Here is a 5,172-nt window from a genome sequence, read left to right on the forward strand (position 1 = left end):
GGTGCCGGGGGCGCTGCGGACCCATGAGCCGGCCCCGCCCCGCACCCGTCACGTGGCTCCGCGGCGCCGGCTCATGGGTCCGCAGCGCCCCCGGCACCTACGTCTGGCTGACGGCCCTCTTCATCACCACCGTCATCGTCCACCAGATGTCACCGGACTTCGAGGAGGACTTCCTCCGCCAGCGCTCCACCAACATCCACGAACTGTCCCAGGACCCCGTACGCGTCCTGATCACCAGCGCCTTCTGGATCGACGGCGGCGAGTGGCTCCCCTACGCCGTCCTCTACACCGTCTTCCACGCCCCCGCCGAACGCCGCCTCGGCACCCTGCGCTGGCTCGCCGTCGCCGCCGCCGCCCACGTCCTCGCCACCTTCGTCAGCGAAGGCGTGCTGGCCTGGGCCATCCGGCACGGCCACGCACCCGAGACCGCCGCCAACACCCTCGACGTCGGCGTCAGCTACGCGCTCGCCGGCGTCGTCGCCGTCCTCACCTACTACATCCCGTACCCCTGGCGGTACGTGTACCTCTTCGCCGTCCTCGTCATCTACGGCGTCCCCCTCGTCACCAGCGCCACCTTCACCGACATCGGCCACTTCACCGCCGTGCTCATCGGCCTCGCCTGCTACCCACTGACCCGCCACCACCACCACGAGACGAAACCGGCCCCTGCCCAGTAACGTCCAGCCGAACAGAGCACCGCACTCCACAGCCGGCCAGACAGCCAGTCACACGGACAGCAGGGGCAACATGAGTACCGTCAGCACCGTCAACGGCGGCATATCCTTCTGGTACGCGGACCAGGGCACCCCCACCCCCCGCGAACCTCTGCCCGGCGACGCCACCGCCGATGTCTGCATCGTCGGCGGCGGATACACCGGACTCTGGACGGCGTACTACCTCAAGAAGGCCGTCCCCTTCCTCAACATCACCGTCCTGGAAGCCAAGTTCTGCGGCTACGGCGCCTCCGGGCGCAACGGCGGCTGGCTCTACAACGGCATCGCCGGCCGCGACCGCTACGCGAAGCTCCACGGCCACGAGGCGGCCGTCCGCCTCCAGCAGTCGATGAACGACACCGTCGCCGAGGTCATCCGCGTCGCCGACGAGGAGAAGATCGACGCGGACATCCACCGGGGCGGCGTCCTGGAAGTCGCCTGCACCGCGGCCCAGCTCGCCCGCCTGAAGGACTTCCACTCCGCCGAGATCGCCTTCGGCGAGACCGACCGCACCCTGCACGGTGCCCGCGAGACCGCCGAACGCGTCCGCGTCACCGGAGCCGTCGGCTCCACCTGGACCCCGCACGGCGCCCGCCTGCACCCCGCCAAACTCGTCAAGGGCCTCGCCGACGTCGTGGAGGCCCTCGGCGTCACCCTCCACGAGTCGACCCCCGTCACCGAGATCAAGCCCAAACACGCCATCACCCCGTACGGCACGGTCCGCGCCCCCTACGTACTGCGCTGCACCGAAGGCTTCACGGCGGGCATCAAGGGCCAGAAGCGCACCTGGCTCCCGATGAACTCCTCCATGATCGTCACCGAGCCCCTCCCCGCCTCCCTCTGGGACACCATCGGCTGGAACGGCCGCGAGACCCTCGGCGACATGGCCCACGCCTACCTGTACGCCCAGCGCACCGCCGACGACCGCATCGCCCTGGGCGGCCGCGGCATCCCCTACCGCTACGGCTCGGCCACCGACAACGACGGCCGCACCCAGCCCGCCACCATCGAGGCCCTGCGCGACCTGCTCGTCCGCCTCTTCCCCACCACCGCGGGCACCCGCATCGCCCACGCCTGGTCCGGCGTCCTCGGCGTCCCCCGCGACTGGTGCGCCACCGTCACCCTGGACCGCTCCACCGGCCTCGGCTGGGCGGGCGGCTACGTCGGCTCCGGCGTCGCCACCACCAACCTCGCCGCCCGCACCCTGCGCGACCTGATCCAACAGGACTCCGGCCAGTCCGGCCCCACCGAACTGACCACCCTGCCCTGGGTCAACCACAAGGTCCGCCGCTGGGAACCGGAACCCCTGCGCTGGCTCGGCGTCCACGGCATGTACGCCGCCTACCGCGCCGCCGACCGCCGCGAACTCACCTCGCCCCGCGCGGGCACCGACCCGATCGCGAAGATCGCGGACCGGCTGGCGGGGCGGCACTGAACCTGCCCGAGAAGCAAAAAACCCAGGTCAGCACTAGGCTGACCTGGGATTTCGAGCCCCCTGTCGGATTCGAACCGACGACCTACGCATTACAAGTGCGTTGCTCTGGCCAACTGAGCTAAGGAGGCATTCCGGAGCAGTGTAACCAACCCCGCCTCCGGACCGTGCAGAGATTTCGCACCCCAAGAACTACTGACAGATTCGACATGGCCAGGTAGCGTCGCGGAAGGTTCACTCAAGTGGACCAGACCACTCCCTTACTCGGATCGTCCGGCACGTTCCTGCCGGTGGAGGAGAAGATTCAGCATGGCCAGTGTCACGTTCGACAAGGCGTCCCGCGTATACCCCGGCTCCACGAAGCCCGCGGTTGACCAGCTCGAGATCGACATCGAGGACGGCGAGTTCCTCGTCCTCGTCGGTCCCTCCGGTTGTGGCAAGTCGACCTCCCTGCGCATGCTCGCGGGTCTTGAGGACGTCAACGGCGGCGCGATCCGCATCGGTGACCGCGACGTCACGCACCTGCCGCCGAAGGACCGGGACATCGCGATGGTGTTCCAGAACTACGCGCTCTACCCGCACATGTCCGTCGCGGACAACATGGGCTTCGCGCTGAAGATCGCCGGTATCAACAAGACCGAGATCCGGGCGAAGGTCGAAGAGGCCGCCAAGATGCTGGACCTCACCGACTACCTCGACCGCAAGCCGAAGGCGCTCTCCGGTGGTCAGCGTCAGCGTGTCGCGATGGGCCGCGCCATCGTGCGTGAGCCGCAGGTCTTCCTCATGGACGAGCCGCTGTCGAACCTCGATGCCAAGCTCCGTGTCTCCACCCGTACGCAGATCGCCTCGCTCCAGCGCCGGCTGGGCATCACGACCGTCTACGTCACCCACGACCAGGTCGAGGCGCTGACCATGGGTGACCGCGTCGCGGTCCTCAAGGACGGTCTGCTCCAGCAGGTCGACTCGCCGCGCAACATGTACGACAAGCCGGCGAACCTCTTCGTGGCCGGCTTCATCGGCTCCCCGGCGATGAACCTCGTCGAGGTCCCGATCACCGACGGTGGCGTGAAGTTCGGCAACAGCGTCGTCCCGGTCTCCCGTGCCGCGCTCACCGCCGCCGCGGACCGCGGCGACACGACCATCACGGTCGGCATCCGCCCCGAGCACTTCGACATCGTCGAGCACGGCGGCGCTGCCGCGAAGTCCCTCACCAAGGACTCCGCCGACGCCCCGGCCGGTCTGGCCGTCTCGGTCAACGTCGTCGAGGAGCTCGGCGCCGACGGCTTCGTCTACGGTGCCGCCGAGGTTGCCGGCGAGCACAAGGACCTCGTCGTCCGCGTCGGCGGCCGCGCCGTCCCGGAGAAGGGCACCAAGCTCCACGTCGTGCCGCGCCCGGACGAGCTGCACGTCTTCGCGACCTCGACCGGTGAGCGTCTCACCGACTGATTTCGCACCGCCCGCTGTACGCCGTCGGCCCCGCACGTTCTCCGTGCGGGGCCGACGCGCGTTCCGGGGGTTTGGGTGGCGGACGTCAAATTCCCCGGCACAACGGTCATTTCGCTCTGGTTCGTCAACACAGGATTCGAAAAACACTCTCGAACCATCCCTCGCGAGGGTGACGTAATGTCGCCAATTCATCACCGCCCGCTACGCTCGCTGCGTGACCCACACCGCGCGCCGTATCGGCCGAACTCTCGCTTTCGTACTGCCTGTCGTCATGGTCCTGTCCGGGACCCTCGCGGTCACCGCCGTGCCGTGGGCATCTCACAACTCCGACTCGCAGATGCTCACCGCCTCGGCCCAGACCGTCTCCAAGCGCGCCAAGCCGCGCACCTCGCAGGACATCCTGCGCGACAGGCTTCTCCTGGAGCTCCGGGAGAAGGACCCCGCCGCCGCGTTGACGGACCTCCAGCGTGCCGTCGAGGGGCGTCCGTCGCTCGCACGGCACTGCATGTCGATCGCGAAGGCGCTGGGCAAGGCGGCGGTCGAGCAGTACGGTCCGACGCGGGCGCACCGGTTCTCGCGTCCCGTCTGCGACACGTCGTTCGCCTCGGGTGTCGCGCAGTTCAGCTGACCGGTCCCGGTCAGGCACGGCATATCGTGCCTGACATGCATACGTTTCCGACGCAGGCCGTGATCCTGGCGGGTGGCCAGGGGTCGCGGCTGCGCCCGTACACCGATGACCGCCCCAAGCCGATGGTCGAGATCCCGGGTACCGGGACTCCGATCATCGGCCATCAGCTTTCCTGGCTGGCCGCCGAAGGCGTGACCGATGCCGTGGTGTCGTGCGGGCATCTGGCCGAGGTGCTGCAGGAGTGGCTGGACGAAGCGGTGCTGCCGCTGCGGGTCACGACGGTGGTGGAGTCCGAACCGCTGGGACGTGGCGGCGGGCTGAAGTACGCGGCGGCCCGGCTGCCCGATCCGGAGCAGCCCTGGTACGCGACCAATGGTGATATCTGGACGCGTTTCTCGTTGCGTGAGATGGCCGCGTTCCATGCGGAGCGCGATGCGACCGCGACGCTGGCGCTGGCCCGGCCCCGCATTCCGTGGGGCGCGGTGGAGACGGACGCCTTCGGGCACATCACCGACTTCATCGAGTCGCCGCCGTCGCCGTATCTGATCAATGCGGGGGTGTACGTGTTCTCCCCGGCGTTCACGACGATGCTGCCGGACCGCGGTGATCACGAGCGGACGACGTTCCCCCGGCTGGCGCGGGAGCGCAGGCTGGCCGGGTATCCGTTGCCGCACGGGGCGTACTGGCGGGCCATTGACACCGCCAAGGACCTGACGGAGGCGGCCAAGGAGCTGGACGGGCGCTAGCTAGGGGCTCTCGTTTGGATCAGGCTGGGCTCGCNNGCCCGCCCCTCTCGGCGTGCGGTGGGCGCGGTGGCCCGGGTCAGCCGAGGAGGCCGCCGATGGGGTTGCGGCCGCTTCCTCCGGCGGAGCCGTCCGTGGAGCCGGTGGAGCCGGTGCCGGGGTCCGAGCCGCCTGCCGTGGAGCCTCCGGTGGGGCCGGCGGAGCTGGGGC

At 69.3% G+C, this 5,172-nt stretch carries 5 protein-coding genes and 1 tRNA gene; 5 read left to right on the plus strand and 1 reads right to left on the minus strand.

Annotated elements, in window-relative coordinates; genetic code table 11:
- The first annotated feature begins 23 nt into the window (after window positions 1-23).
- On the plus strand, window positions 24-677 hold the full coding sequence (locus tag J1C73_RS31300; RefSeq protein WP_207319330.1) for a rhomboid-like protein: 654 nt from the start codon (window positions 24-26) through the stop codon (window positions 675-677).
- A 70-nt stretch (window positions 678-747) separates the two neighbouring features.
- Window positions 748-2,148: an NAD(P)/FAD-dependent oxidoreductase gene (locus J1C73_RS31305; RefSeq protein ID WP_207319326.1), complete on the plus strand. Its 1,401-nt coding sequence runs from the start codon at window positions 748-750 to the stop codon at window positions 2,146-2,148.
- Between the two features lie 54 nt (window positions 2,149-2,202).
- On the opposite strand, the gene J1C73_RS31310 is transcribed toward J1C73_RS31305, so the two are convergent.
- Window positions 2,203-2,276, minus strand: a tRNA-Thr gene (locus J1C73_RS31310).
- 178 nt (window positions 2,277-2,454) lie between these two features.
- Here J1C73_RS31310 and J1C73_RS31315 point away from each other — a divergent pair.
- The 3 genes from J1C73_RS31315 (at window position 2,455) to J1C73_RS31325 (ending at window position 4,965) form a co-directional block, all read left to right on the plus strand.
- A complete protein-coding gene (locus tag J1C73_RS31315; protein WP_207319327.1) occupies window positions 2,455-3,591 on the plus strand; it encodes an ABC transporter ATP-binding protein in 1,137 nt (378 codons plus the stop codon).
- A 214-nt stretch (window positions 3,592-3,805) separates the two neighbouring features.
- A complete protein-coding gene (locus tag J1C73_RS31320) occupies window positions 3,806-4,219 on the plus strand; it encodes a hypothetical protein (protein ID WP_207319328.1) in 414 nt (137 codons plus the stop codon).
- A 35-nt stretch (window positions 4,220-4,254) separates the two neighbouring features.
- Window positions 4,255-4,965: a nucleotidyltransferase family protein gene (locus tag J1C73_RS31325; RefSeq protein WP_207319329.1), complete on the plus strand. Its 711-nt coding sequence runs from the start codon at window positions 4,255-4,257 to the stop codon at window positions 4,963-4,965.
- Window positions 4,966-5,172: the final 207 nt, after the last annotated feature.

The organism is Streptomyces laculatispora, from assembly GCF_017353455.1.
GTDB classification, from domain to species: Bacteria; Actinomycetota; Actinomycetes; order Streptomycetales; family Streptomycetaceae; genus Streptomyces; species Streptomyces laculatispora.